25 protein-coding genes and 1 pseudogene are annotated in these 24,552 nt (G+C 50.7%); 6 read left to right on the top strand and 20 right to left on the bottom strand.

What is annotated here, in order from left to right:
* Positions 1–14: 14 nt before the first annotated feature.
* The 4 genes from SK38_RS05190 to SK38_RS05175 all read right to left on the bottom strand — a co-directional run bounded on the left by SK38_RS05190 (position 15) and on the right by SK38_RS05175 (position 2,736).
* Positions 15–1,067, bottom strand: a complete 1,053-nt coding sequence (locus SK38_RS05190; RefSeq protein ID WP_032943579.1) for an NAD(P)-dependent alcohol dehydrogenase — start codon at positions 1,065–1,067, stop codon at positions 15–17.
* 43 nt (positions 1,068–1,110) lie between these two features.
* On the bottom strand, positions 1,111–1,518 hold the full coding sequence (locus SK38_RS05185; protein ID WP_020996378.1) for a cupin domain-containing protein: 408 nt from the start codon (positions 1,516–1,518) through the stop codon (positions 1,111–1,113).
* Positions 1,519–1,550: 32 nt separating this feature from the next.
* Positions 1,551–2,180 (bottom strand): carboxymuconolactone decarboxylase family protein, encoded by a 630-nt coding sequence (locus SK38_RS05180; protein ID WP_048235290.1) that lies wholly within the window; start codon positions 2,178–2,180, stop codon positions 1,551–1,553.
* Positions 2,181–2,352: 172 nt separating this feature from the next.
* On the bottom strand, positions 2,353–2,736 hold the full coding sequence (locus SK38_RS05175) for a VOC family protein (RefSeq protein WP_048235289.1): 384 nt from the start codon (positions 2,734–2,736) through the stop codon (positions 2,353–2,355).
* A 120-nt stretch (positions 2,737–2,856) separates the two neighbouring features.
* On the opposite strand from SK38_RS05175, the gene SK38_RS05170 reads away from it, so the two are divergent.
* The gene (locus SK38_RS05170) at positions 2,857–3,627 is read left to right on the top strand and encodes a DeoR/GlpR family DNA-binding transcription regulator (protein ID WP_048235288.1); all 771 of its coding nucleotides are present in this window, start codon (positions 2,857–2,859) and stop codon (positions 3,625–3,627) included.
* On the opposite strand, the gene SK38_RS05165 is transcribed toward SK38_RS05170, so the two are convergent.
* Together SK38_RS05165 and SK38_RS05160 are read right to left on the bottom strand one after the other, a co-directional pair.
* Positions 3,624–3,908 (bottom strand): Rho-binding antiterminator, encoded by a 285-nt coding sequence (locus SK38_RS05165; protein ID WP_048235287.1) that lies wholly within the window; start codon positions 3,906–3,908, stop codon positions 3,624–3,626. The two genes, SK38_RS05170 and SK38_RS05165, sit on opposite strands and share 4 nt — an antisense overlap.
* Before the next feature lie 66 nt (positions 3,909–3,974).
* Entirely contained in the window at positions 3,975–4,205 is a 231-nt protein-coding gene (locus SK38_RS05160; protein ID WP_008784905.1) for a glutaredoxin family protein, read from the bottom strand.
* 114 nt (positions 4,206–4,319) lie between these two features.
* Here SK38_RS05160 and SK38_RS05155 point away from each other — a divergent pair, with 114 nt between their 5' ends.
* Both SK38_RS05155 and SK38_RS24890 read left to right on the top strand, forming a co-directional pair.
* The gene (locus tag SK38_RS05155) at positions 4,320–4,883 is read left to right on the top strand and encodes a MarR family winged helix-turn-helix transcriptional regulator (RefSeq protein ID WP_048235286.1); all 564 of its coding nucleotides are present in this window, start codon (positions 4,320–4,322) and stop codon (positions 4,881–4,883) included.
* Between the two features lie 80 nt (positions 4,884–4,963).
* The gene (locus tag SK38_RS24890) at positions 4,964–5,128 is read left to right on the top strand and encodes a hypothetical protein (RefSeq protein WP_156183241.1); all 165 of its coding nucleotides are present in this window, start codon (positions 4,964–4,966) and stop codon (positions 5,126–5,128) included.
* Between the two features lie 303 nt (positions 5,129–5,431).
* Here SK38_RS24890 and SK38_RS23640 read toward each other — a convergent pair.
* From SK38_RS23640 to mppA, 3 genes and pseudogenes are all read right to left on the bottom strand, one after another.
* Positions 5,432–6,580 (bottom strand): annotated as a pseudogene (locus SK38_RS23640) (IS3 family transposase).
* Positions 6,581–6,891: 311 nt separating this feature from the next.
* The gene (locus SK38_RS05135; RefSeq protein ID WP_048235285.1) at positions 6,892–7,467 is read right to left on the bottom strand and encodes a hypothetical protein; all 576 of its coding nucleotides are present in this window, start codon (positions 7,465–7,467) and stop codon (positions 6,892–6,894) included.
* 194 nt (positions 7,468–7,661) lie between these two features.
* Complete coding sequence (gene mppA / locus SK38_RS05130; protein ID WP_008784907.1) at positions 7,662–9,275, bottom strand: murein tripeptide ABC transporter substrate-binding protein MppA; 1,614 nt, start codon at positions 9,273–9,275, stop codon at positions 7,662–7,664.
* A gap of 184 nt (positions 9,276–9,459) precedes the next feature.
* On the opposite strand from mppA, the gene mpaA reads away from it, so the two are divergent.
* Positions 9,460–10,188 (top strand): murein tripeptide amidase MpaA, encoded by a 729-nt coding sequence (mpaA, locus tag SK38_RS05125; RefSeq protein WP_048216283.1) that lies wholly within the window; start codon positions 9,460–9,462, stop codon positions 10,186–10,188.
* On the opposite strand, the gene ycjG is transcribed toward mpaA, so the two are convergent.
* On the bottom strand, positions 10,163–11,128 hold the full coding sequence (ycjG, locus tag SK38_RS05120) for an L-Ala-D/L-Glu epimerase (protein ID WP_008784909.1): 966 nt from the start codon (positions 11,126–11,128) through the stop codon (positions 10,163–10,165). The genes mpaA and ycjG overlap by 26 nt on opposite strands.
* A gap of 115 nt (positions 11,129–11,243) precedes the next feature.
* On the opposite strand from ycjG, the gene tpx reads away from it, so the two are divergent.
* Entirely contained in the window at positions 11,244–11,750 is a 507-nt protein-coding gene (tpx, locus tag SK38_RS05115; protein ID WP_003020437.1) for a thiol peroxidase, read from the top strand.
* A gap of 53 nt (positions 11,751–11,803) precedes the next feature.
* On the opposite strand, the gene tyrR is transcribed toward tpx, so the two are convergent.
* From tyrR to pspE, 4 genes are all read right to left on the bottom strand, one after another.
* Positions 11,804–13,348 carry a transcriptional regulator TyrR gene (gene tyrR, locus SK38_RS05110; protein WP_008784910.1) on the bottom strand — a complete coding sequence of 515 codons (1,545 nt, stop codon included), beginning with the start codon at positions 13,346–13,348 and terminating at the stop codon, positions 11,804–11,806.
* 147 nt (positions 13,349–13,495) lie between these two features.
* Positions 13,496–14,557 carry a YcjF family protein gene (locus SK38_RS05105; protein ID WP_048235284.1) on the bottom strand — a complete coding sequence of 354 codons (1,062 nt, stop codon included), beginning with the start codon at positions 14,555–14,557 and terminating at the stop codon, positions 13,496–13,498.
* Entirely contained in the window at positions 14,554–15,951 is a 1,398-nt protein-coding gene (locus SK38_RS05100) for a YcjX family GTP-binding protein (RefSeq protein ID WP_032944430.1), read from the bottom strand. Before SK38_RS05100 ends, SK38_RS05105 begins: the two co-directional genes overlap by 4 nt.
* A 142-nt stretch (positions 15,952–16,093) precedes the next feature.
* Positions 16,094–16,411, bottom strand: coding sequence for a thiosulfate sulfurtransferase PspE (gene pspE / locus SK38_RS05095; protein ID WP_008784913.1), 318 nt, complete (start codon positions 16,409–16,411; stop codon positions 16,094–16,096).
* Between the two features lie 229 nt (positions 16,412–16,640).
* Between pspE and SK38_RS05090 the strand changes: the two genes are divergently transcribed.
* Positions 16,641–17,651: a LacI family DNA-binding transcriptional regulator gene (locus tag SK38_RS05090; protein ID WP_048235283.1), complete on the top strand. Its 1,011-nt coding sequence runs from the start codon at positions 16,641–16,643 to the stop codon at positions 17,649–17,651.
* 32 nt (positions 17,652–17,683) lie between these two features.
* Here SK38_RS05090 and SK38_RS05085 read toward each other — a convergent pair whose 3' ends face one another.
* From SK38_RS05085 to SK38_RS05060, 6 genes are all read right to left on the bottom strand, one after another.
* The gene (locus SK38_RS05085; protein WP_048235282.1) at positions 17,684–18,589 is read right to left on the bottom strand and encodes an OmpG family monomeric porin; all 906 of its coding nucleotides are present in this window, start codon (positions 18,587–18,589) and stop codon (positions 17,684–17,686) included.
* A gap of 68 nt (positions 18,590–18,657) precedes the next feature.
* Complete coding sequence (locus tag SK38_RS05080; RefSeq protein WP_048235281.1) at positions 18,658–19,740, bottom strand: ABC transporter ATP-binding protein; 1,083 nt, start codon at positions 19,738–19,740, stop codon at positions 18,658–18,660.
* 10 nt (positions 19,741–19,750) lie between these two features.
* Entirely contained in the window at positions 19,751–20,419 is a 669-nt protein-coding gene (gene pgmB, locus SK38_RS05075) for a beta-phosphoglucomutase (protein ID WP_048235280.1), read from the bottom strand.
* Positions 20,416–22,692, bottom strand: a complete 2,277-nt coding sequence (locus SK38_RS05070) for a glycoside hydrolase family 65 protein (RefSeq protein WP_156183240.1) — start codon at positions 22,690–22,692, stop codon at positions 20,416–20,418. Before SK38_RS05070 ends, pgmB begins: the two co-directional genes overlap by 4 nt.
* Positions 22,689–23,744, bottom strand: a complete 1,056-nt coding sequence (locus SK38_RS05065; protein ID WP_048216276.1) for a D-glucoside 3-dehydrogenase — start codon at positions 23,742–23,744, stop codon at positions 22,689–22,691. The genes SK38_RS05070 and SK38_RS05065 overlap by 4 nt, the downstream gene beginning before the upstream one ends.
* Positions 23,745–23,754: 10 nt before the next feature.
* Positions 23,755–24,543: a 3-dehydro-D-guloside 4-epimerase gene (locus tag SK38_RS05060; protein WP_048216275.1), complete on the bottom strand. Its 789-nt coding sequence runs from the start codon at positions 24,541–24,543 to the stop codon at positions 23,755–23,757.
* Positions 24,544–24,552 lie beyond the last annotated feature (9 nt).

The following is a 24,552-nucleotide window of genomic DNA, read 5'->3' as shown; positions in this document are numbered from 1 at the left end:
CGTCTTTTTTGTACTTATTTCAATGAGGAAATATCAATTACAAAGCGGTATTTCACATCGCTTTTCAACATCCGCTGCCAGGCACGATTAATATCCTGAATATCGATCACTTCGACATCGGCGGTAATACCATGCTGACCGCAAAAATCCATCATCTCCTGCGTTTCAGCAATGCCGCCGATAACTGAACCCGCCACAGACCTACGCCCAAGGATCAGGGGAACCGTATTCAGAAACGGATCCAACGCACCAAGATAACCGACCAGCACCAGCGTACCGCTTAGCGCCAGGGTTGGGATATAAGGGTTCAGGTCATGAACGTAGGGCACAGTATCGATAATCAGATCAAACTGATTCGCTGTCGCTTTCATCTGTTCACTGTCAGTGGAAAGCACAACGTGACTGGCACCCAAACGTCTGGCATCAGCTTCTTTGCCCGGTGAACGCGTAAACAGCGTAACTTCCGCGCCCAGCGCATTAGCAAGTTTGATTGCCATATGCCCTAGTCCACCCAGACCGACAACCGCGACTTTACTGCCCTCGCCTACCTGCCAGTGGCGCAGAGGCGACCATGTTGTGATCCCGGCGCAAAGCAGCGGCGCCGCACCGCGTAAATCGATCCCTTCAGGGACCTTCACCACAAACTTTTCGGTAACGACAATTTTGTCAGAATAGCCGCCGAAAGTAGGCAGACCGTCATGACGGTCGATATCGTTATACGTTAGCGTGTTACCTTCTTCGCAATACTGCTCTAGCCCCTGCTCGCAGGCGCTACAGTGTTGACACGAATCAACCATGCAGCCGACCCCTGCGAGATCGCCCACTTTGAATTTTGTTACCGACTTACCAACATGCACCACGCGGCCAATGATCTCATGCCCTGGTACCATCGGATATTTAGCACCGCCCCAATCGTTGTAGGCGTTGTGAATATCCGAGTGGCATACACCGCTGTATAAAATATCGATAACCACATCATCTTCACGCGGATCGCGACGAACAAAATTATGGGGGACTAAATCTTCTTTCACCGCCAGAGCAGCATAACCCTTCACATTCATGACCATTGAGATCTCCTCAGGGATTAGGTGTTACCAGAACCAGCATAGTTCAGGGCAGCAGGTTGTACTCAGCGTCGCTAACCGGTTCCAGCCATTCGTTCGACGCGCCAGGGGCCGGGATTTCCACGGCGATATGGGCAAACCAACTATCACGCGCGGCGCCGTGCCAGTGTTTCATTCCCGCCGGAATGTGCACGACATCGCCGGTTTTCAGCTCACGTGCCGGTTTATTCCACTCCTGATACCAGCCTCTGCCACCGGTCACCAGCAATATTTGTCCACCCTCATGATGAACATGCCAGAAGTTACGACAACCCGGTTCAAATGCGACATTGCCAATTACCACGCCTTCCATGGAGAGCATGGTCAGATAGCTGTCGCCAGTGAAATACTTCGCATACGCTTCATTTTTCTCTCCACGTGGAAAGACGCTGTTACCATCAAATTGTTCGTTCATAGTGACTCCAGTATGGATAATGTCCGCGGTGTTCATACCAGACATTCATCAAGAACCGTACGGGCATTTTCCCCAATCCCGGCTCCACAGTGCTGTTCGAGTATCGTAATAAACTCACTGAGTTGCTCAGGGAGGATCCCGATGTTAAGGCATATCGCAAAATGGCTTTTCAGTTGGCTGTTAACGCCGCCCAGAACGGCCAGCGCCGAAACGGTCGCCCATTCACGGTCCTGCCAGTCAAGTACATCTCGCTGAAAAATATCGCCAAACAGATGTGCTTTAAGCCAGACATCAATAGCGGGTGCAAAGTCAAACAGCGGACCGCTTACAGGCTGTCCAACCAGTTGCGTCTGAGTCAGGCTCCCAGCCTGAACACTGTTCCAGTCTGCAGGTGGCGGCGTGGCCGTTCTACCTTCGTCGTCTGAAAGCCCTTTCTCGCTTCGACTTTTCACCACCGACATAAAGCAGGACAGACCGTTCAGGCTGCGAGGGAAACCGCAGTATGCGTAGAGCTGTAGCAGGATCTCTTTTACTTCATTGAGCGTGAGTCCCGCATCCAGTCCGGCGTTGAGCGCGACGTCCAGCTTTTCCATCTGTCCTGTGGCAGTGAATGCCGCAATGGGAATGATTGCCTGTTGTCTGGCATCCAGTTGGTATTGCATATTCGACTCTCCAAAACGGTGGCAACATTGCACCACCGGGGGCTGAAAACAGTAAAATTATAGAGACTCGACGTGTCGGTGATTAGAGAGGAAAAGAAGGACAAACTTATGAGCTGTGCTCATCAATAATCAGCAGCAGGTACTCTTTATTTGCAGGTAACTGATTGAAGACTTACGCCACAATCTCAATTAAATTGCCGTCAGGATCTTTTATCACCGCTTCGTAATAACCATCGCCAGTAGTGCGCGGACCTGAGACTAATATCCCCTGTCCCTGCGCTTGCATTGCAATGGCATCAACATTTTCATTGCCGCCAACAGAAATGGCGAGGTGTACCCATCCGCAACGATTATTGTCAGGTTGCTGCCCGATAAGACCCGGTTTGGTCATTAACTCAATCGCAATTTCCTCGCCAATTTTGACAAAATAAGATTCAAACCCAGGATTGGTTTTACTGCGGTATTTCTCGTTGATCTTGCCGTCAAAAAACGAGACCCAGAAGCGAGCTTGCTGCTCGAGATCCTGTGTCCATAACGCCATATGCGCAATCTTCATAGCGAACCTCTTCCTGTTGTATCCAGAATAGTACGGCCCCTGTAAGGGATGTTGACATCGTTAATCATAATGCACGATCATGCACTTTATTGCTCGATGTTTATTTCACCTGGAGTATCCATGCTCGATTACGCCGCATTCCCGGAACAGCGCCAGGCGCTTATCTTTCAGATCCTGCAAGAAAACGGCAGGGTCATTTGTTCTGAACTTGCTAACCGATTAGATGTTTCTGAACACACAATTCGTCGTGATTTGCATGAATTGAGCAAAGATGGCGTGTGTAAAAAAGTCTATGGTGGCGCGGTCATTACACTCCCTGAATCCGAAGACATCGACGTGCGCAAGAGTATTAATGTAGCCAAAAAGAGCAACATCGCGCAGAGATGTGCCCGACTGGTCAAATCTGGAAGCTGTATTTTTATCGACACGGGTAGCACCAATCTGGCGATGGCAGAAGCTCTGCCCGCCGAACTGGCGTTAACCGTGGTGACAAATTCACCGGAGATTGCCGCCGTTTTGCTAAAAAAACCGCTGTTTGAAGTCATTATGCTGGGTGGCGTGGTGCAGAGATCTTCAGGTGGGTGCGTGGGAGCTTCCGCCATCGCACAAGTGCAGGACATTTTATTCGATCAGGGATTTATTGGCGGCTGCGCGATGTCGCCTGAATCCGGCTTAACGGGATTTGATTATGCGGATTGTGAGTTCAAAAAAGCGGTGATTAAACAATGTAATGAAACTATCGTCGCGCTAACGGCTGAAAAAATCCCAGCCGTCGCCCGATATGTCGTTACCGAAAGCAGCAATATCGATGTGATTGTTGTAGAGGACAACATCAGCAAAGAGTACGCCACAGCGTTCCAGGCGCACGACATTCGAATTTATACCGTCTAACCGCGGTAGACTCGCTGAAAATTTACTGTGCTAAACGTCGCTCCTGGCGTCAGCGCGGTGATCGCTGACAGATAATCCAGACGGATTTTTTGCTGGTTTTCAGATTGTTCCACTACCAGAAATTCTTCTTTTTCCACGGTGGTACACGTTGTCAGCGCTTTAGCATCAAAACATGTGCCATCCGTTAGTTCAATGCGCAACCAATAGTGGTACATGCAGGCGATTTCCAGATAATCATGAAGATCGCAATCTATCGGGTGATACTCTTCGGTCGTTTTCATCATGCTACCTTCCCCAACGTCTTGTATATTCGGGAAATCGCCAACGCAACTTCCCGAACTATCCAGCTATTTCAACGCTTCAATAGGAGCGCCGAAATTAATATGCAGCACATTGCCGTCAATCACCAGCGCCGGAACAGATTTCACTCCAGCCACTTCAGCCTCAGCAACCCGATCAGGTTGCTCTCCCAGATGAACCACATCGATTTCAACATCCGCAGACAAATGCTGCAGAAGTGTCTGTTCTGCGGAAACACAAACCGGGCAACCTGCATGATAGAAACGAGCTTTAGTCATGATACATCTCCTTTAAATTATAGTATCGATTCGATACTATAATTCATGCTACGCTGCTTTTACCCTTTGTCAATATAGTTTTTAATCGATACTATATGCCGAGGAGGATTTGTTATGCCCGACATGTCACTTTTCGACGTACTTGACCGGCTTTCCAGCCTGACAAGGATGTGGTTTCGCCAGCATCCTTTACTGGCGGATCTACAGCCAGTACAACTCAGCGCGTTAATGTATCTGGCCCGTTGCAACCGTTATTCCAATACGCCGCTTGGCGTAACGGACTACCTTGGCCTCACCAAAGGCACCGTATCGCAATCGCTGAAGCTGCTAGAAAGCAAAGGACTGATTGTTCGTAAGCAGGATGCCCGCGATAAACGCAGCGTACATTTACAGTTAACTGAATCAGCCGGTACGTTACTGGACGCCCTGCTCCCGCCAACGTTTTTGGTGGCGGGTGAAACGGCGATGGGTGAACGCGCGACTGTACTTAAGGAGCTACTGTTTGAACTTTTACGCGGGATCCAGAGGACCAACAATGTGCCTGGCTTTGGACTTTGCCATAGCTGTCGCTTCCACCAAAAAATTGATGGTCAGGGATTTTGTAATCTGACGAAAGAGAGATTGAGTGAAGACGATTCATTGCTGATTTGCCGAGAGCATCAGCCGCCGGAAACATAAAATGGTTGGTGCAAAATCACACCAGCCATTATCTCTGTTAGTGTTTGATTATAAATGAACATGGTATTTCATTGTTCTAAATGGATAAAATTACGAATACAGACAACCAATATCGTCAATTAATGTTGTTGTTTGCCGCGACGACTATTCTTGCTGGCTATGGCTCTCACTACGATGAAGAGAAAGCGCTGGCCCGCAGTGCTCAAACTCAAGCGGCTAAAGAACAACATAACATCATCGCATAAGGCTTCAATTCTGTACTGAATGCCTGGAATTGTACTAACGCCAACGGGAGTGGTGAATCAATACTGGCTGTGCGAGGTATGATGAACGTGGTCAGGATATGCCCCTGATGATCACCCGTGCTGGCGTTAAAAACGCTATACAAGTACGACGCAGGGATGGTGGAAGGTGTCCTATATTTAACCGACCCTAATGGTGAGTCTAAACATTTAGCCCGTTTTAAATGGGGGGCTTACGCTGATAGCTACGACATACTGGTCCTGCGAGATACAGACTTCGAGTCTGAGTGAATCGCCACGGATAATCTAGACACTTCCGAGCCGTTGATAATACTGGTTTTCATATTCTGTCGGTGACATCTGATTGCTCGAACCATGCCGACGCTTACTGTTATAAAACATTTCGATGTAATCAAAAATATCGCTGCGGGCTTCTTCCCGCGTTCCGTAGATCTTTTTCTTTATCCGTTCGCGTTTCAGCAACTGGAAAAAGCTTTCTGCAACCGCATTATCGTGACAGTTACCGCGACGGCTCATGCTCCCCTCCAGGCCGTGTGATTTCAGGAACGACTGCCACTCATGGCTTGTGTACTGACTGCCCTGGTCCGAATGAACCAAGCACCTGTTTTTGGGGATTACGCCGCCATACAGCCATCAGCAGTGCGTTCAGGACAATGTCCTTTGTCATCCGGGATTGCATTGACCAGCCGATAATTTTGCGTGAGAACAGATCAACAACCACAGCAAGATACAGCCAGCCTTCGTAGGTCCTGATGTAGGTTATGTCCGTTACCCAACGCTTATCCGGAGCATCCGGATTGAACTGTCGCAGGAGCCTGTTGGGCGATACGATACTGGCCTCGCCTTTGCGTGCCCGCGGGCTCCGGTACCCGACCTGAGCCTTTATCCCGGCACGATTCATCAGTCGCCAGACTCTGTTCACTCCGCACTGTTGACCGCTATCCCGCAAGTCCAGATGGATCTTGCGATAACCATAAACGCAACCGGACTCCAGCCAGAACTGTTTGATCTGTCCCGTCAGTCTCAGATCTACCTGGTGGCGCTGAGAATACGGTTGCTTAAACCAGGCGTAAAAGCCACTGGGATGAACATCCAGCACCCTGCAGAGCAGACGAACAGGCCAGCAACGGGAGTTGTCACGAATAAAGGCGTACCTCAGTCGGACAGCTTTGCGAAGTACGCCGCGGCTTTTTTTAATATGTCTCGTTCGTCAGTAACCCGCTTCAACTCCTTCTGGAGTCGGCGGATCTCGGCCTGAGCATCTGACTGTTCTTTATTAGTGGATGAGTCCGGACCGTACTTCTTTATCCAGGCGTAAAGGCTGTGGGTGGTGATATCGAGACGTGTTGCAACGCTGGAAACAGAATGACCGCGATCAATAACCTGTTTGACTGCTTCAATTTTAAACTCTTCGGGATAACGTTTACCGCTCATGGGCACCTCTCTTTAAGTCATCTTAAATGACTCCGAGGTGTCTGTTAAACCCGTGGCGATTCAGAGTTACATTGCAATCAGATTAAGGATCAATCCCTTAAATCCAAGAACATAGTGGCGAAAGTGATCCCTACCGTAGCGGAGGTCACCCCACTGGCAATTATGATTGGCTCAGACATAGTTATTCTGTGTGTAGAGGATCAGGCTTCACCGGCTGGATTTATCAACAAAGCACGTAGTGGTTGATTCCCATGAGTCTGAAGTAGAAAAGGCCGACATATGGCGACCGCTAAACTTTGAATAGGATTTTCTCAATGAACTGCTTCGTGATAAATAATCTGTGCGCCCATACCTGAAATCAGCTTATCTACGCGAATATAATCCGTATAGAAAAAAGATGGAGCATCATCCCAGTGACAGAGTGCGATTTCACGCTTCAGATATGTGTCATAGTAGATAACATGAGCCTTACATGACCTGGTTTTTCCTCCAGATTGTGTTGGGTATCTCATCTTGAATCGGTAATTGTCACTCACATGCTTATTAGCTGATGAGATCATTAGTAACTCTGGAACGTTCCAAAAGATAAAAGTCAGGTACATCATAACGGTGAGGCAAACGCCAAAAAGCCTCTTAACCATACCTGCAGCGAACTTATTCTTTAGGTACACACGCCAAGCAATGAACATTCCTATTAGGAAGGAAGTCCCAACAATTACTGACTTATAAAGCCCCTCATCAAAAAGGTACGTGTCGTGAGTGATTTTGTCTGCCCATGCACACCAAATAACCCAAATGACTGCACAGCAGAATGAAATCAGCTCTATCTTTGTTGGCAACCTTATTATCATTAATATTTTTCTCATCTTCCTTGCGAATACGCCCATAGAGTAATCTTCACCTGATTATCCCAGTCCAGCTGCGGTACTGCTGGTAGTGGCATCCAATGACCCTCTTCCCGTCGCTCTGTTTCAAAGAAGCCATCATCCACTACGATTATACGAGAGGTGCTGGCGCTGAAATCCGCGCCAGCTCTGGTTTTAGATGAGGTTAACGAAGGTTATCAGGAGAGTGTATTCAACTAGTGCTTAACGATATACATTGTGCGGCTATAGGCCACATCTTCAGGGTTAGTAATCGGATACCCTTTCAGCCACGGTTTAATTAAACGCCCGTTGGTATACTGATAAATCGGTGCAATAGGTGCCTGTTCCATCAGAATTTTCTCCGCGGCGTTATAATCGGCATTGCGCGCTTTCTCTGTATTCTCCAGAGTTGCCTGGGTCAACACTTTGTCGTACGCCGGATCATTAAAGCGGGAGATATTGCCCGTATGGGTCGATGTTAATAGCGACAAGAACGTAGAAGGCTCATTGTAGTCACCCACCCATGAGGCGCGGATCACATCAAAATTACCGGTATTACGGCTGTCGATATACGTTTTCCATTCCTGATTCTGCAGTTTTACGTCAACACCGAGGTTCTTCTTCCACATAGAAGCCACTGCGATAGCAATCTTCTGATGATTTTCTGAGGTGTTGTACAGCAGCGTCAGTTTAAGCGGTTTCTGTGGGCCATAGCCCGCCGCACGCAGCAGCGTTTTTGCCTGCGCGTTCAGTTCTTCCTGACTCATTTGCTCAAACGGTGAAGGTTCCGGCACAAATCCTGCCGTTACATCCGGCGTAAAATGCCATGCCGGCTTCTCACCTGTACCCAATACCTTCTCCGCCATCAGACGACGATCGATAGTCATGCTGAGTGCCAGCCGCACGCGTGAATCGGCGGTCGGTCCCTTCTGGGTATTGAAAGCATAATAATAAGTACCAAGCTGCGGCGGGGTGTAAACCTGACCCGGGATATCCTTCAACAGTTTCTGGTACATATTTTTCGGGAAGGATTCCGTGATATCAATATCACCAGCAAGATAGCGCTTGGTGGCAGCTGATTCCTGGTTGATCGGCAGGAAGGTGACTTTTTGCAGCACCGTTTTGGCGTTGTCCCAATAATGTGTGTTTGGTACCACTTCCAGTTTTTCGTTCACGACGCGATCTTTGAGCACATAGGCGCCGTTACCAATAAGATTGCCTGGTTTGGTCCACTCTTTGCCGCTCTCAACGTTAGCTTTTTGTACCGGATAGAATGCAAAACTCGCTGTCAGATTGGCAAACCAGGGCAGCGGTTTATCCAGTTGAACTTTCAATGTTCGTGCATCGACAGCACTAACGCCAAGTTTATCAGGCGTGGCTTTGCCATCGATAATAGCCTGAGCATTATTAATACCCGCCAGCGCAGCAAACCAGGCAAACGGCGACAGCGTTTTTGGGTCAACCAGACGCTGCCAGCTATAGACAAAATCCTGCGCCGTTACCGGCGTACCATCCGCCCATTGCGCATTGTCACGCAGCGTAAACGTCCAGATGCGGTTATCGTTACTCTTCCACTGGGTAGCGACGCCAGGCACGATCTCACCCTTCTCATTCTGGTTGACCAGCCCTTCAAATAGATCACGAATAACCTGTATTTCAGGCAGCCCTACGGCTTTTGCCGGATCAAGCGACGCCGGTTCGTCTTTTATATGACGCACCAGTTCTTGTTTCTCTGCCAGTACCGTTCCGCTGGGAACATCAGCAGCCCAGGATAAAGAAATGCTGCTAACCAACAACGCACAACAGGTTACTGAAACAGAATGCTGCATAAGATACCCTCAATTCCGGCTACTAAGTGAATGTGTAATTATTTGTATCGCCAGCAGGAAATGCAATTAACTTCCGACAAGAAAGTGATATTACACCTGAAAAGATAAGTGTGTGAAAACGATTTGATTATCCATACATTTTGCACAACACTGCGAGTAACAATCCAAGCATTCAGAGATGACTATGACCGTTACCCGTCCCCGTGCCGAGCGCGGCGCATTCCCACCTGGAACCGAACATTACGGACGTTCATTGTTAGGCGCACCGCTAATCTGGTTTCCTGCACTGGCAGCCGATCGTGAAAGCGGCCTGATACTGGCGGGAACGCACGGCGACGAAAACTCCTCGATCGTTACCCTTTCTTGCGCATTGCGTACGCTTAACCCTTCCTTGCGTCGCCACCATGTAGTGCTGGCCGTAAACCCTGACGGTTGCCAGCTTGGACTGCGCGCAAATGCGAACGGCGTCGATCTGAACCGTAATTTTCCCGCCGCAAACTGGAAAGCGGGAGAAACGGTGTATCGCTGGAACAGTAGCGCAGAAGAGCGTGATGTGGTGTTGTTGACCGGCGAAAGTCCGGGTTCGGAACCAGAAACCCAGGCGTTGTGTCAGCTTATTCACCGAATTCATCCCGCCTGGGTAGTCTCTTTTCACGATCCACTGGCCTGTATTGAAGATCCCAGAAGCAGCGAGCTGGGTTCGTGGCTGGCACAGTCGTTTGAATTGCCTCTGGTCACCAGCGTAGGTTATGAAACGCCCGGCTCTTTTGGGAGCTGGTGCGCAGACCTGAATTTACACTGCATAACCGCCGAATTTCCGCCCATTTCATCGGATGAAGCGAGCGAAAAATACCTGCTGGCCATGTCCAATCTGCTGCGCTGGCACCCTAGAGATGGAGCTGCCCGGTCGTAAAATGTAGGGCTGGCTCCGCATCGCTGGCCAGCCACGTAGGACCATCAAGATCGGCAAAGTTAACCTGCGGCGTAAGCGGTAACGCCGCACCAATAGCCCGGGAGGTACACAGCATGCAGCCCAGCATCAGCGCAAATCCCTGCTCGCGGGCTTCCGTTGCCAGCGCCAGTGCTTCCGTCAGACCGCCTGTTTTGTCCAGTTTGATATTGACCATTTCATAGCGTCCGTGCAGCGCTTTCAGGCTACTGCGAGTGTGGCAACTTTCATCTGCGCAGATGGGCAGCGGATGCACAAAATTCTCCAGCGCGGCATCATCCTGGGCCGGCAGCGGCTGCTCCAGCATCGCCACCCCTAAATCAGCCAGAAGCTGACAGCGTGCCGCAAGGCCTTCTGCCCGCCAGGATTCGTTGGCGTCGACAATAATCGTGGCGTCAGGAACAGCCGCACGAATGGCAACCATCCGCTCACTAATTAAGCGAGCATCCAGTTTAACTTTCAGCAGTTTTGCGCCATTTCCCCACAGCGCAGCCGCGCTCGCAGCCATTTGTTCCGGCGAGCCAATCACTACGGTTTGCGCCGTCGTCACCACTTCCGCCAGTTCACTTCCCACCAATTCCGCCAGCGACTTCTGCTGTTGACGCGCACTTAGATCCCACAACGCGCAGTCTACGGCATTTCGCGCAGCCCCTGCTGGCAGCAGCTTTTGCAGCTCTTCACGCGTCAGTCCGTTTTCCAGTTGTGGCGCAATGCTCATAATTTGCGCCAGGACAGAGGCATCGCTTTCACCGTAGCGCGGGTACGGTGTGCACTCGCCAATACCTGTGACGCCATTTTCTGTCAATTCGACGACAACCACATGCGCTTCGGTCCTGCTCCCACGGGCGATGACAAAGGGAGTGTGCAGCGGCCAGGCTTCCTCATATACCTTAACTGTTCTCATTTGTTTTCCTTAATGCAGTCCCTGAAGCGGATATCCGCAAATAGCGTTTGCCGTGTTAACTGTTGATGGCATAAACTAGCCTCGACGTTAACTATATGTAAACAGGAAGATAACCATGTCACAAACCGTTCATTTCCAGGGCAACCCGGTTGCAGTTGCCGGCTCCATTCCTCAGGCTGGAAGCAAAGCTCAGGCTTTTACCCTTGTGGCTAAAGACCTGTCTGACGTTACGCTGGGCCAGTTTGCAGGCAAGCGCAAAGTGCTGAATATTTTCCCAAGCATCGATACTGGCGTTTGCGCGGCATCGGTACGTAAGTTTAACCAACTGGCGACAGAAATCGACAATACCGTCGTACTGTGTATTTCGGCCGACCTGCCATTCGCCCACTCTCGTTTTTGCGGCGCGGAAGGTCTGAGCAACGTTATCACGCTGTCCACCCTGCGCAACGCAGAATTCCTGAAAAACTACGGTGTTGAAATCGCTGAAGGCCCGCTGAAAGGTCTGGCCGCACGTGCCGTAGTTGTTATCGATGAAAATGACAATGTTGTTTTCAGCCAACTGGTCAATGAAATCACCAACGAACCAGACTACACAGCGGCGCTGGACGTACTGAAAGCGTAAGCTGCGTTTGCATACAAAAATGCCTCCGGATGGAGGCATTTTCATTTACGGTATTACTCTTCGCTTTTTTTCTGTTGGCTCAGGCCGTACTCGCGCAATTTATTGGCAATCGCGGTATGCGAAACGCCGAGGCGCTTGGCCAGCTTGCGTGTGCTGGGATAATTCATATACAGCTGCGTCAGCACGGAGCGTTCAAAGCGGCTGGTAATTTCATCCAGCGACCCTTCCATCACCTCTTCTCCGACCGCAACCGTTGCCGCATCATAATCCGGCAGCAAAATATCCTGTGGCCGCAGCTCATAGCCTTCAAGCTGGGTCAGCGCCCGGTAGATAGCGTTTTTAAGCTGACGCACGTTGCCCGGCCAACCGTAACGGGTTAACACCGTGCTGAGATCGGCGGACAGCTTCGGACGCGGCACGCCCTGTTCATCGGCAAAACGCGCCACAAACAGTTCGGTAAGCGGCATAATATCTTGTGGGCAATCGCGCAGCGGCGGCAGGTTTAGCGTCAGTACATTCAGACGATAATAGAGGTCCTCACGGAAAAGTCCTTTCTGCACCAGCTCCACAAGGTTCTTTTGCGTCGCGCAAATCACACGGACATCAACATGAACTTCGTGATCTTCTCCCACGCGACGGAACGTGCCGTCATTGAGAAAACGCAGCAATTTGGTCTGCATACGCGGCGACATTTCGCCAATTTCATCTAACAGAACCGAACCGCCATTCGCCTGCTCAAAGAACCCTTTTTTGCCTTCCGGCGCATGGCCAAACAGCTCGCTTTCAACCGCATCTTCAGGGATTGACGCACAGTTCAGCGCCAGATACGGTTTCGACGCACGTGGGCTTGCCAGATGGCAGGCGTGAGCAAAGAGATCTTTGCCGGTGCCGGTATTACCAGTAATCAGCAGCGGCGCGCTCAGCGTCGCCAGCTTGCGCGCCTGTTCTACGACGTGTTTCATTTTGGCGCTGACGGCAATAATCTGGCTAAACGCACTGAGATCCTGCGTTGTCATATTTTGCAGCTGACGTCCCATTCGGATGGTGGAGCGCAACATCACCACCGCGCCGGTCAGCATCTGCTCCTGATTTTCGCCCTGCAAATGGACAGGCGTAATTTCCATCAGGAAATTCTGCCCGTTAATCACGACATGTTCGCTATGGGAATCCTGCGGATTGCTTTCCAGCCAGCGCTGAAAGTTAAACCCATTGATTAACTGGGCTGCGGTATGGTTGCGCATCCGCTCCTGGGTGTGCGCAAAAAGTTGACAGCTCGCAGGGTTCGCCATCTCAACTTTGCTTTTCATATCAAGAGAAAGGACCGGTTCTGGCAACGCTTCAAGCAGAGCACTCAGCGCCAGATGTTCACGTTCGGAAGGCATCCAGGGTACGGTACGCACATCCGTAACCCCTGAAATACGGCGGATTTCAGCCATCAGACTGCTGAAGTTGGTGAACTCCAGCTCCGCAAAATTAAGGTAAATTCGCCCGATGGGATCAATCTCGATACCGCGTAAATCAATGCTTCTCAGCACCAGTAAATCGAGCAATTCGCGGGTCAGACCAAGACGGTCTTCACAAAAGACTTCCAAACGCATAGGAACCTTCACCTGGACAAGGGATTATGTGTTAAATGATAAGACAGTATTTGGTTTGCAGGAAGAACTCTGTCAACAAATATTGACAGCGCGCTGGAAAATTAGGCGCCGGGGCGTAAAGTTATACGATCGGCGCCTGTTTTATAGCTAACTTTCGCGCGGAGATTTGTTCTTTTGTAAGGTCTCTTTCACCTGACCAATCAGTTGACGGCGAAAATCGCCCAGTCGTGGCTTATCATCATCGATCCACGGCAGCGGTCGGCAAAGCTCCATAGCTTTAATGCCCAGACGCGCCGTTAATAACCCCGCGCCAATGCCCTGTGCGGCACGCGTTGATAAGCGGGCGGCTAAATCCTGCGACATCCAGTCCATCCCTACTTCCCGCACCAGCTCACTGGCCCCGGCAAAAGCGATATTCAACAACACCAGGCGGAACAGGCGCAGACGGCTGTAATAACCAAGTTCAATGCCATACAGCGATGCAATGCGATTAATCAGGCGCAGATTGCGCCAGGCGATAAACGCCATATCCACCAGTGCCAGCGGGCTGACGGCAATCATCAGCGTGGACTCTGCCGCTGAACGACTGATCTCACGCCGGGCTTGCGCATCCAGCACCGGCTGCACCAGATGGGCATACAGGCTGACCACTTCGCGATCGTTCTGTGTTTCATGAATTGAGGCATACCAACGCTGCAATGCTGGATGAGACTGATCGATACCCGCCTGCTGCGCCAGTTTTTCACAAAATGCACGACCTTTTCCGGTTCCATGGCTGTGGAGCAAGTCTCGCGCTTCATCACGTTCATGCGCTCGCTGGCGCAAACGCCACAACCTGCGCCACTCGGTCGCCACCGACCCCACGCCCGCGCCGACGATCAGCGCGCCCGCGGCGCACCCTCCCAGCGCGATCCAGTCCTGGGTCTGCCAGGAGTTCATGGTCCACTGCACACCCTGAGCAACAACGCTCACGCCGAACAGCGCCAGTCCGCCCATCACCATTTTGCGCCACAAACTGCGTTTAGGACGCAAGGCAGCATCAATCACCGCTTCTGCCTGACCTTCGTCTTCCAGAGGCTCATCCAGTGTCGCCGGAGCAAAGGTCTGCGCTTCCGTTTCATTGAACATTTGCTGCGCTTTAAACGCCGTGTTTTGTTCCACGTCCAGCGGACCTGAGAAGTCGATACGCGGTTTTAACGGCTCGCTCATCGCAATTTATCTCCTATTAAAAACTCCAGCGCGGCATCGAGGCGGATATGTGGTAAGGGTTTATCGACATCCATAACCTGCGGGCGAAATGCTTCAAACTGAAATCCCTGGCGGTCCCAGAACGCCTGTCCTGGCAGTCGCGCGGGCACTTCACCAGGATAAACGGTCAGCGGTTCGCCATCGCTCAGACGATTACCACGCAGCGCCGGGATCTTTTCACCTTTCACATCGATCAAGCCGCTGGTGGTTGCCTGCACCGATGCCAGCCCCAGACAATCCATGCTGATACCTTCGAACGCCGCGTTTTGCCATGCGTCCTGGATCAGCTGCTGCAATAACGACACCATATTGGCGTGCTGATCGACTGTGACGTGGTCGGCTTTGGTGGCGGCAAACAGCAGCTTGTCGATCACTGGAGAAAATAACCGACGAAACAGCGTACGCTGCCCGTAATGGAAGCTTTGCATCAACTGGGTAAGCGCCAGGCGCATGTCGTTGAACGCCTGTGGCCCGCTGTTGAGCGGCTGCAGGCAATCGACCAGCACAATCTGGCGGTCAAAGCGCAGGAAGTGATTCTTATAAAACCCTTTGACGACCTTTTCGCAGTAATAATTGAATCTTTCGCGCAACATGCCCGCGTTGGTGTGTTTGTCAGCCTGCGCCAGCTTTGATTCACCCCAGGCATCGACATCCGGCCACGGGAAGAATTGCAGCGCAGGCGCGCCCGCCATATCCCCGGGCAGGACAAAACGGCCCGGTTGAATAAAATGTAGGCCCTGCTGTTTACACTGATGCAGATACTCCGTCCAGGCGGCAGCAATTTCCGCCAGACGGTTTTCATCAGCAGGCGCCAACGGATCCAGCCCCTGGCATAACTGCCGCCATTTTGCCGACCATTCGCCCCGCTGCCCCTGCAATAATCCGGTCATTTGCCGCGACCAGCTCAGATAATCCTGGGCAAGCATCGGTAAATCGAGCAGCCACTCCCCCGGATAATCGACGATCTCCAGGTACAGCGTGGAGGTGTCTTTAAAGTGGCGCAGTAATGAGTCATTGGATTTATAGCGCAGCGCCAGACGTATTTCACTCACGCCACGCGTAGGGGTCGGCCAGGTCGGCGGAGAACCGTACAGCTGTGCCAGTCCCTCATCATAGGTAAAGCGCGGAATGCCAAAATCGCGTTGAGGAACCCGTTTCACGCCAAGCAGACGCTCTTCGCGCACGCAACTGAGCAACGGCAAGCGCGCACCGGCATGAATATTAAGTAACTGGTTTACCATCGCGGTGATAAACGCCGTCTTACCGCTGCGGCTAAGTCCGGTAACAGCCAGGCGTAAATGCCGGTCTACCCCGCGATTAACCAGCGAATTGAGTTCATTTTTAAGTCGCTTCATCGCCATCCCGTTTTGCTGAAGGAACCGAAGAAATTATAACAAACAGGAAGTAAAGATAGGGGTCAATTCTTACTTATCAACTACCTGGGCGGTACCTGGCGGCATTATTCTTACCGCCAGGAGCAGAAGAACTGCGTACGGCTTATTTATTCTCTACTTTAGGAAGCGAGATCTGGTTGATGCCACCTTCATTCGTCACCTGCGTATAGCCCATTTCAGTCAACATATCCTTCGCTTGTCCCGATTGACGCCCGGAGTTGCAGTACAGCTTCACAGTGTCGTTCTTATCAGGAACTTCAGCTGCAATACGTGCCTTCATTTCTTTTAACGGAATATTGACGGCCCCCTGAATATGCTGCTGTTGGTACTGTTCAGGAACGCGAACATCGATCCAGTGTTCGGCTGCGTAAACCGGCATGCCGATGACCAGAGCCAATGCTAATACACCTTTTTTCAACATAATATCTTCCTGACTGATAGTTGGATTTACCTCTACACTATACGCCAGTTCTTAAGAAAATATTGCGACTGCATTATCATCGTACACGTCAGCAAATCACATTGCTCTTCAGGTAACACATTGTGCGGTGTGCCTTTTGATTTTTCTGCCAGCATTCCGAGATTGTTGTCATTCGTCAATTAACTCCATAATATGTCCGCCATTGACTCTCGGACGGAGCTTGGGATCTATGTCTCCTACCATTTATGATATTGCACGAGCCGCTGGCGTATCAAAATCCACGGTATCGCGCGTGCTTAATAAGCAAACCAACATCTCGCCGGAGGCGCTTGAAAAGGTGCTGCGCGCAATTGATGAGTTACAGTATCAACCTAATAAACTTGCTCGCGCGCTGACCTCTTCCGGGTTTGATGCAATAATGGTGATATCTACCCGTTCTGCAAAAACAACTGCCGGTAATCCGTTTTTCTCTGAAGTGTTGCATGCAATTACTGCCAAGGCTGAAGAAGTCGGTTTTGATGTCATATTGCAGACGTCGCGAAGCACCGAAGATGATTTACAAAAATGTGAGAGCAAAATTAAGCAGAAGTTGATCAAAGGGATCATTATGCTGAGCTCTCCTGCCGATGAATCATTTTTTGCTAGTCTTGATAAATACAACGTACCGGTTGTGGTTATTGGGAAAGTTGAAGGTGACTACGCCAATGTCTATTCTGTAGACACCGATAATTATCGCGACAGTATTACGCTGACAAATGCGCTGATTAAGAGTGGCCACCGTAATATAGCCTGTTTGCATGCACCGCTTGACGTCCATGTTTCTATCGACCGCGTTAACGGTTATAAAGCCAGCCTTCAGGCACATAACATTAAAATGCGCGATGAGTGGGTTATTGACGGCGGGTATACTCATGAAACCGCCCTGCTTGCTTCTCGAAAATTACTGAGCCAGCAGCCGCTACCCGATGCCGTATTTGCGACAGACAGCTTAAAGTTAATGAGCTTATATCGCGTGGCGGCCGAGAAAAACATTGACATCCCACAACAACTTGCCGTTGTAGGCTATAGTAATGAGCTACTTTCTTTTATGCTCACACCAGTTCCTGGTGGAATTGATGTACCTACTCAGCAGTTGGGTGAACAAAGTTGTAATTTATTATTTAATCTGATTGCAGGTGAGAAAGGATTACAGAATATAACTGTAAGCACGCAAATATCTTTGGCCGACTCACTGGTGTAAAAACAGGGGCATAATAATGCCCCTGTTCTTTTTTAGAATGCGTAGTTCACGCCTATACCAGCATAATGGAACCTGTCGCTTTCGCCTTCGTCATGATCTTCCCATTCATAAGCATACTCCAGAGACATTGATAAACCGTTCTGGAAATCATACGCATACAGTAAACCGAGACGATTGAAATCATGGCCTTCGCGTTCAGGATCATCCTGCCAGTCCCAGTTTGACCAGCGATCAAGCCCCAGGCGGGTATACGGCGTCAGGGTTGTATTGCCGAAGGACAGAGGCAAATAAGCACGAATTTCCTGGGTTGAGAACTCACCATTATTACGCGAATCTGCCAGATTAAAGCCGCGTTCAAGGTAATAGTTCACAGTTAACCCTACTGTTTCGTCAAACGTATAATTCAACCCGCTCTCACTTTCGACGCGGCTATCAGAGTAGCCGGTGGTGCTCAAATCATTAACGAATTGATACATCGCAAACCAGCCGCTAAAGCGCAGGTCATCGGTAAGTTTAACATCCCAATCTGGCTGCACTTTCCAGCGCTGCATATTAGCTGTGTCTTTTCCGGGTTCATTCACATAGTGATAACCGTAATTACGGAAGCCACCTGTCAAGCCGAAATTAACATTCTCGCTTTCGAGGAATTGATAGCGGACTTCCAGTTCAGGTCGGTCAAACCACGTACCGCGCTTACCCTCGCTGTAATCAACCGGCCCTTCCTGGTAATAGGCCAGCGATATTTTCCACGGCCCATTGGACGCATTAAAATAGACGGACGGCTCAGCCAGTCCATCCATATCTTCGCCCTGACCTTCAACGTTTTCTATTTCGTACATAGCACCGATGTTAAAGTGCCAGTCATTCTTTTCAGCAGCCTGCGCGCAGGCCATTCCTGCGCTCATAATCAGCGCAGTAGCGGACAGTAGGGTTTTCATTATTATTCCTTGTTAAAATACTCGCAAAAATGCCCCAAGGCGTGGGGGATTATTATCCCCCCGGAATTTTATTGAATAGCCACTTCAGTTTCAGCATCAAAGAAATGGCATTTCGCCATATCAAAATGAATAGTGATTTTTTCTCCTGCGTGATAATCATTCACTGCCCCAGCACGGACCACTAACTCATGCCCCCCAACAATGGTATAAAGCATAAATTCAGCGCCAGTTAATTCTGCAACGCTAATTTTTGCCGACACACTATTTTTATTATTAACCTGCGGATGTATATCTTCAGGACGAATTCCCAGCGTGACCGCCTGATGTTCATAACCCTGTAGTTTTAATTGTGTTAATTTATTTTCTGGAATCGTTAATTTCAGTGTTTCAGTAACAAACTTATCACCGTCAATTGCGCCACGAATAAAGTTCATGGCCGGTGAGCCAATAAATCCTGCGACAAACATATTTGCTGGGTGGTTATAAACTGTTTTCGGCGCACCAACCTGCTGAACAATGCCATCCTTCATAATCACAATACGCGTCGCCATGGTCATGGCTTCGGTTTGATCATGGGTAACATATATCATGGTGGTATTGAGTTTCTGATGCAGCTTGCTGATTTCTGCCCGCATCTGTACGCGAAGTTTGGCATCGAGGTTCGATAAGGGTTCATCCATCAGGAAGACCCCTGCCTCACGAACAATCGCACGCCCCAGTGCCACACGTTGACGCTGACCACCAGATAACGCACCCGGTTTACGTTGCAGATAATCGCGCAGGCCAAGGATTTGCGCCGCCCAGTTGACACGCTCCTCAATCACGGCAGGGGGAATTTTCTGCATTTTCAGGCCAAACGCCATGTTGTCATAGACTGTCATGTGTGGGTACAACGCGTAGTTCTGAAAAACCATCGCAATGTTGCGCGATTTCGCCGGCACATCGTTCATCCGTTTACCGTCAATCAGCAGATCGCCGCCACTGATCTCCTCCAGACCGGCGATCATGCGCAACGTCGTTGACTTCCCGCAACCGGAAGGTCCAACAAAAACAATAAACTCTTTGTCTTCGATTTCCAGATTGAAGTCTTTAACGACGTGCACCTGGTTGTCGTAAATTTTTTGAATATGCTGCAACGAAAGCTGTGCCATGTTGAATCCTTTACTTGTCGTGTTGCCAGAGAGCCGATAAGCACGGCCACGTCAGAAATTCGGTTGAAGGAAATTGCAGGCTTGCCCCGTTCAGCCCCGTACCGATGCCGACAGAAAGCATGCCGCAGGCGTTGATTGCATCAATTCCTGCTTGTGCATCTTCTATGCCAATGCACTGTTGCGGTTCAACGCCAAGCCCCGCACAGGCCGCCAGAAAAATCTCCGGATCCGGTTTTGAATGGGTAATCAGCGCCGCATCCGCACAAAAGTCAAAACAAGCGCTAAGATCAAGCGACTGTAAAATAGTGGGCGCATTGAGCGACACGGAGGCCAGCCCCACTGGAATCCGCTCTTCCCGCAGCGTCATCAGCAGCTCACGTATTCCCGGCAGTACCGAGTTCACCGTCAACTGGCGCAAAGAATGGACATACAGCCTGTTTTTTCTCTCGGCCAATTGTGCGCAAACTTCAGGTGTAAATTCCCCCGCTTTCCCGCCATATTGCAAAATACGCTGTAGCGATTCGCCGCGACTAATCCCTTTCAGGCTGTCATTAAATGTTTCGTCAATCGCAATCCCTACTTCGTTGGCTACCTGCCGCCATGCCAGAAAATGCAAATGTGCGGTATCGGTAATCACGCCGTCCAAATCAAAAATGATGGCCTGTGGTTTGAGTATCATTCATCATCCCTTTTTGTGGTAGCGGTCCCATAAATAGACGTAATAACACCGTCATAAGTAATCGCTGACTCCCCCTGGACGGCGATCTTTTCGCCATTAACCCACAAGGTAATACGCTCAGCGGTGCTAATGCGGATTTCAGCGTTATTGATAGTGACCTGCATATCAACGCCCTGCCAACGCAGTGGGAAAGACAGAGTTTGCCAATGGTCCGGTAATACAGGGGTAAAATGTAACTCCCCGTGGCGAACATTCACGCCGGCAAATCCCTGGATTGCGCCCAGCCAGATGGCCCCCGTCGCTGCTGCGTGAATACCGTCATCACAGCTATGTGGATCGTCTCCGAGATCGATAAGCGATCCTTCACGCCAGAAGCGATACCCCTGCACTGAATCACCACAACGCGCAGCCACAATCCCATGAATCGCCTTACTCAAAGACGAGTCATGAATGGTGCGCGGCTCGTAAAACCGCAGGTTCGCCAGACAGGTTTGCGGGGTAAATTGCTCCGGCAGCATATAGGTCAGCATCACGACATCGGCCTGTTTGAGAATTTGCATCTCGTTGACTTCTGCACGGGAGTAATCGAGCAAAATCGTCTGCTTGCCCGCTTTCGCTTTGTAACTGGACAGATCGATAACCGGTTTGCTCAGGAAGGTGTCATCCTGAGGTAACACACCATCGGACAACGCTTCCGGACGCCAGAGATGGCGTAAAAAATGCTCAGCACGATGAATAAAGATCTCATCGTTACAGCCCAGGCGACGCGCAAAATCCAGCGCCTGCTCTACGTTGTACCAGGCCATGTAGTTGGTGAACGCATTGTTGTTCACATGCTCAGTGTATTCATCCGGACCAATCACATCGTGGATCTCTAAACGATCGTTGACCATGACAGCCCTGCTTATCCAGAACTTCGCTGTTTCCAGAAGCAGCGTTATACCTTCACGAGACATAAATTTCATATCCCCGGAGGCATGCCAGTAATTGATCACCGCCCAGGCAATATCCGCCACGAGATGATGCTCAGCCTGGGCGGAGGCCACTTTCTGCCGCAGTCCGGTACGGATGTTGATCGCCGCGAATTCAGGCGTCTCCTCCTCACCGCTGCGCGCGCTCTCCCAGGGAAACAGCGCCCCCTGCCAACCGTTGCGGCGGGCTTTCTCACGCGCGCCCGACAAATTATGCCAGCGGTAACGCAATAAACCTCTTGCGGTTTTCGGCTCGGTGAAGAGATGGAACGGAAACAGAAAGACCTCGGTATCCCAGAAAACGTGGCCTTTATACCCTTCTCCCGTCAGACCTTTCGCCGCAATACTGCTGCGCTCATCGTGATCTGGCGTCATTACACGCAAATGATAGAGCGCATAATCCAGCGCTCGCTGATCGCTCATATCATTACTGGTGACCTGAACACGATGGCTTTGCCACCAGGCATGCCAGTTAGCGGTCGATTCCGCCAGCAGCGCGTCATATCCCTGCTGGGCGCACGCTTCCAGATTACGCAGCGACTGACGTCCCCAGGTTTCCAGCGACAGGCTGCTCTCGCTCGCCCAGTCGATCCAGCTAATTTTCGTCAGCGTAACGCGTTGTCCAGTTTTCGCCTGCACGCTATTGTGTTGTAACAACCGACGTTCTTTCGCGGTAAAGCAGCGCTGCGCCGTACCGTCTACGTCGCAAAACGTCGTGATCGCGATATCGTTGCGATTGTCCTGGGTGGTGTAAATGCCTTGCAGCAGATGCTGACCAAATACCCGGACCTGCGTTTCATCCAGATGCTGACGTCCATGATTGGTGATCGTGGCATCAATCCCGGTTGAGATGCCAATACTCGCATCATCATCCAGCGGGGTAACGGCAACTTCCATAGCAAACAGCGGCAGTTTTTGCGCCGAGACAAACCGCCGACTCTCAATAGCGAAACGTGCGCCGCTGGGCGCTCGCCAGACCAGGGTACGGCGTAATTCTCCGCTGGCAAAATCCAGTTCACGATGCCAGCGCTCAATCACGCCGCTGGTTAGCGAGAAAATCTCGCCATTAAGCGTAATCTCCACGCCCACGACATCAGGCAGATTAACCAGTTCATTAATTTCGCCTTTCCCTGCCCGGTGATACAGTCCCGCCAGATACATGCCGCGAGTTTGTAAGGTGTAGGCTTCTTCGTGGCTGGCGCGAATTCCCATATAACCGTTGCCGGTCGTCATGAGTGAAGCGAATTTATTCAGACTGTGTGGGCAAAAAGCCGGTTCGGTTAGCATTACTGGCTCCGTCATAAGTCTACATATGTTCCTGTTTCAGCCGATTCATACAGTGCGGCAACCAGTTGTTGAATAACGACGCCCTGCTCTGCGTCTGCAATAGCGACAGGCTCGCCCTGAACGTGATTCACGAAAGCCTCCATGCTGCGAAAATGACGATTGTCATCGGCTATTTCGCGCTGGAACAGCACATCCAGCGTCCCGTCACGATCGGTATATACCTGCGCCGGAAATAAGGTCGCCCCGGCAAGATCGCCACAGAAATTGACGTTCATAATCGATTGTTCAGGAATATTCAGCGCGAAAGAGGTCTCAAGGCGCAGGATCCCGCCGTTATGAAATTCGATCGTGCCGAACAGAGAATCCTCAACGGTGTACGTCGCGGGATCCCATTCCCCAAACTGGCCGCTGTTCTTACGCGTACCAATACGTTGATAGCTATGCGCGTTAACGCGCTTTACCGCCGGGAATCCCAACACATACATCGCGGCATCAAGCATATGGATACCGATATCAATCAGCGGCCCGCCGCCCTGCAGTTCCTTGTTGGTAAAAACACCCCAGCCGGGTACGCCGCAGCGGCGCAAGGCGCGGACATTAGTGACATAGATTTCACCCAACACGCCGCTCATTACCTGTTCGCGAAGCAGTTGTGTATCCAGTGCGAAACGATGATGAAAATCATAAGCCAGTACCTTCCCCATACGCCGCGCCGTTTGACACATCTCCAGCGCCTCGTCTGGCGTCATTGCCGGAGGCTTCTCGCACATCACATGACAGCCGGCGTTCAGCGCCAACATGGTGTGTTCGTAATGAAAACGATTGGGCGAACAGATGCTGACGATATCTGGCTTAGCCTCGCGTAACATCGTTTGAGGATCGTCCCAAACCTGCGGATTACCGTATTTCTCTGCCAGCACCTGCGCCTGTGACAGGCGGCTGTCACAGACAGCCACCAGTTCCAGATCGTTGCGGGTGCAGTAGTACGAAGCATGAACTTTATCCGCTACCTGCCCGGCGCCGATAATGGCGACACGTAGCGGAGCGCTTGTCAGTGCACTTTTCACGGAAATCCTCTTAGCAGGTACGCAGCCAGGCCAGCGACTGACGGTATGCTTCCGGCAGGTTCTCCGCCCGTACGCGCCCTTCATACACTACATAGCCCTGATAATTATCTTCACGCAGTTGGTCAAAAAGCGCAGAGAAATCCAGCGTACCGCTCCCCGGCTGATAACGATGATTATCCGCAATATGCACGTGTCCCAACAGATCGCGATTGTCATGCAGCGCCTGTGCCATATCATCTTCTTCGATATTCATATGGTAAAAATCACCAATGATTTGCACATGCTTCAGGTTGTTCTCCACGATATAGCGGCGAGCATCCGCCAGGGTGTTGATCATATGATCCTGATAGCGGTTGAGCGGCTCGAGATACACCACCGTCCCCGTACGCTCGGCAACTTTATCGAGATAAATCAATGAATCACTGACGGCTTTGCGATCGCCTTCCAGACTACGCGGAGAGGTCATCGGCGGTAGGCGGAAGGTAAACATGCCCCAGGCGGCAGGGACAATAATGCCTTGCCCGCCTACTTCGGACAGCGCTTCGAGAATGCGGGTAATCTGCTGTAAACCATTCAAACGACGTTCTTCGATAAAATCACCGATCCAGCCGTCATACCCCCCGCAGGCGGTGGTAACAGGCAGACCCGTTTCTTTGATCGCCGCTTTCACTTCCTCAAGATTGTTGACCAGCAATTTGCCGTCAATTTCAAAACCATCAAAACCCATCTCTTTGATGTAACGGAATTTCTCGAGAATATTTTCCGGGAAAAAAGCCTGATTCTGTGTTCCGATTTTCATTTTCTGTAT

The sequence above is a fragment of the Citrobacter sp. MGH110 genome (genome assembly GCF_001037515.1).
In the GTDB taxonomy this organism is placed as follows: domain Bacteria; phylum Pseudomonadota; class Gammaproteobacteria; order Enterobacterales; family Enterobacteriaceae; genus Citrobacter; species Citrobacter portucalensis.
Note: the sequence above shows the minus strand (reverse complement) of the source record. Positions and strands in the feature narration are given on the sequence as shown.

Excerpts from the sequence above, each read along its gene's own strand:
- SK38_RS24890 (WP_156183241.1), top strand. The coding sequence starts at position 4,964 with ATGGATAAAATTACGAATACAGACAACCAATATCGTCAATTAATGTTG.
- SK38_RS05090 (WP_048235283.1), top strand. The coding sequence starts at position 16,641 with ATGTCTCCTACCATTTATGATATTGCACGAGCCGCTGGCGTATCAAAA.
- SK38_RS05175 (WP_048235289.1), bottom strand. The coding sequence starts at position 2,736 with ATGAAGATTGCGCATATGGCGTTATGGACACAGGATCTCGAGCAGCAA.
- SK38_RS05060 (WP_048216275.1), bottom strand. The coding sequence starts at position 24,543 with ATGAAAATCGGAACACAGAATCAGGCTTTTTTCCCGGAAAATATTCTC.
- SK38_RS05100 (WP_032944430.1), bottom strand. The coding sequence starts at position 15,951 with ATGAAGCGACTTAAAAATGAACTCAATTCGCTGGTTAATCGCGGGGTA.
- SK38_RS05070 (WP_156183240.1), bottom strand. The coding sequence starts at position 22,692 with ATGACGGAGCCAGTAATGCTAACCGAACCGGCTTTTTGCCCACACAGT.
- SK38_RS05135 (WP_048235285.1), bottom strand. The coding sequence starts at position 7,467 with ATGGGCGTATTCGCAAGGAAGATGAGAAAAATATTAATGATAATAAGG.
- SK38_RS05180 (WP_048235290.1), bottom strand. The coding sequence starts at position 2,180 with ATGCAATACCAACTGGATGCCAGACAACAGGCAATCATTCCCATTGCG.
- mpaA (WP_048216283.1), top strand. The coding sequence starts at position 9,460 with ATGACCGTTACCCGTCCCCGTGCCGAGCGCGGCGCATTCCCACCTGGA.
- SK38_RS05170 (WP_048235288.1), top strand. The coding sequence starts at position 2,857 with ATGCTCGATTACGCCGCATTCCCGGAACAGCGCCAGGCGCTTATCTTT.
- SK38_RS05165 (WP_048235287.1), bottom strand. The coding sequence starts at position 3,908 with ATGAAAACGACCGAAGAGTATCACCCGATAGATTGCGATCTTCATGAT.
- pgmB (WP_048235280.1), bottom strand. The coding sequence starts at position 20,419 with ATGATACTCAAACCACAGGCCATCATTTTTGATTTGGACGGCGTGATT.
- SK38_RS05105 (WP_048235284.1), bottom strand. The coding sequence starts at position 14,557 with ATGAGCGAGCCGTTAAAACCGCGTATCGACTTCTCAGGTCCGCTGGAC.
- SK38_RS05080 (WP_048235281.1), bottom strand. The coding sequence starts at position 19,740 with ATGGCACAGCTTTCGTTGCAGCATATTCAAAAAATTTACGACAACCAG.
- tpx (WP_003020437.1), top strand. The coding sequence starts at position 11,244 with ATGTCACAAACCGTTCATTTCCAGGGCAACCCGGTTGCAGTTGCCGGC.
- SK38_RS05190 (WP_032943579.1), bottom strand. The coding sequence starts at position 1,067 with ATGGTCATGAATGTGAAGGGTTATGCTGCTCTGGCGGTGAAAGAAGAT.
- mppA (WP_008784907.1), bottom strand. The coding sequence starts at position 9,275 with ATGCAGCATTCTGTTTCAGTAACCTGTTGTGCGTTGTTGGTTAGCAGC.
- tyrR (WP_008784910.1), bottom strand. The coding sequence starts at position 13,348 with ATGCGTTTGGAAGTCTTTTGTGAAGACCGTCTTGGTCTGACCCGCGAA.
- SK38_RS05185 (WP_020996378.1), bottom strand. The coding sequence starts at position 1,518 with ATGAACGAACAATTTGATGGTAACAGCGTCTTTCCACGTGGAGAGAAA.
- SK38_RS05085 (WP_048235282.1), bottom strand. The coding sequence starts at position 18,589 with ATGAAAACCCTACTGTCCGCTACTGCGCTGATTATGAGCGCAGGAATG.
- ycjG (WP_008784909.1), bottom strand. The coding sequence starts at position 11,128 with ATGAGAACAGTTAAGGTATATGAGGAAGCCTGGCCGCTGCACACTCCC.
- pspE (WP_008784913.1), bottom strand. The coding sequence starts at position 16,411 with ATGTTGAAAAAAGGTGTATTAGCATTGGCTCTGGTCATCGGCATGCCG.
- SK38_RS05155 (WP_048235286.1), top strand. The coding sequence starts at position 4,320 with ATGCCCGACATGTCACTTTTCGACGTACTTGACCGGCTTTCCAGCCTG.
- SK38_RS05160 (WP_008784905.1), bottom strand. The coding sequence starts at position 4,205 with ATGACTAAAGCTCGTTTCTATCATGCAGGTTGCCCGGTTTGTGTTTCC.